This window comes from Xenorhabdus sp. SGI246 (assembly GCF_040838225.1).
GTDB lineage: Bacteria > Pseudomonadota > Gammaproteobacteria > Enterobacterales > Enterobacteriaceae > Xenorhabdus > Xenorhabdus indica.
This window is the reverse complement of sequence record NZ_JBFPEZ010000169.1, coordinates 1-1,150: the sequence shown is the minus strand read 5'-3', so window position 1 is coordinate 1,150 and position 1,150 is coordinate 1. Positions and strand designations below refer to the sequence as shown.

Here is a 1,150-nt window from a genome sequence, read left to right as displayed (position 1 = left end):
TTTCTGGCGTTCTGATTCACCAAATAACGCGACTTGCTGCCCGTAATAGTGTTCATACTTCAACTGCCCGCCCCAGTGAGGAAAAGCAGGCAACCCGGCTTCGGCCTGAATATCCCAGCCATTGGCGGGTCTTGCATCGAAATCTGTGAGCCGGGAGGGCTTCCAATGGGATAAATGCTGGTAAAGATTAGCAGAGAGTTTGACGTTATCATGCCAGGCTTCTAACCCAAGGCTATAACGGTGATGCTGCTCCGGCCACAATGCATCCCAGAAGACATTGGCACCCCATAATCCATTATCGACTAAATAGCGATAGCCGAATCCGACTGCCGTTGTTGTCTGACCGAGGTGGGTTTTTACTCCGAGCTGATTGAATGCCGTACCTGAAACCGATTGATAAAAAGGCAATAACCCATCAAATGAAACGTCTTTTAACGAAAGGTGGCTGTCGAAAGGGAGTGTGAGACGGGCATGGCCATATTGGTTCAACCAGGGTGTCAGTGTTGATGTGACCGCAGACGATAACTGCTGTGCAGCCATTGTTTTTGCTGCTTCGTTGGGAGATTGCGATTGAGTCAGTTGCCCCCATTGAGCGGTGATTTCAGCCAGTTTTTGTACCTGCGGGTCTTGGGGTTGTTCTTCTCGCATAGCCTGACCGGGAAAACTGAGTGACAGGCTCAACAAGCTGATAATCAGAGATTTTGCTCTGTTGTACCGCGTGAATTGGATTTTTTGCACCACGAATTGTGACCCTTTTCATTAATGATGAAAGAGGTAACATGCAGAAAAAGCGTTTTAAATACTGTGGTTAATTCTTTTTCCGAAAAGGAAAATTTATCCATTTATATGTCCACTCAACATAAACAAGCATTTTAATATTTAACCTGAGTTCTGGATAAGAAATTGACGAAGTGCCTGTTCCAAGAGCAAAGTTTTAGCGCTGGCTAAAAAACGCTCTATGGAGGAACAGGCAATGAACAAGCTAGTTGAAATTTTCTGCGATGTCGATGACTTTTGTCGTTTTTTCATTCCCCAATGGGACCCGTTTTGCCTCAATAAGGGGTATCGTCTACGTCGCCGACAAGGTCACATGTATCCCAGTGAAATCATGACCATCCTGATCCTCTTCCACATGTCTCATTACATTGAT

Annotated in this window: 1 protein-coding gene and 1 pseudogene; one reads left to right on the top strand and one right to left on the bottom strand. The window is 45.6% G+C overall.

What is annotated here, in order from left to right:
• Window positions 1-741, bottom strand: a 741-nt coding sequence (locus ABLA85_RS19015; RefSeq protein WP_367965860.1) for an inverse autotransporter beta domain-containing protein, incomplete at its 3' end; no start/stop codon positions are given.
• Window positions 742-973: 232 nt separating this feature from the next.
• Here ABLA85_RS19015 and ABLA85_RS19010 point away from each other — a divergent pair.
• Window positions 974-1,150 (top strand): annotated as a pseudogene (locus ABLA85_RS19010) (IS982 family transposase); the annotation flags it as partial.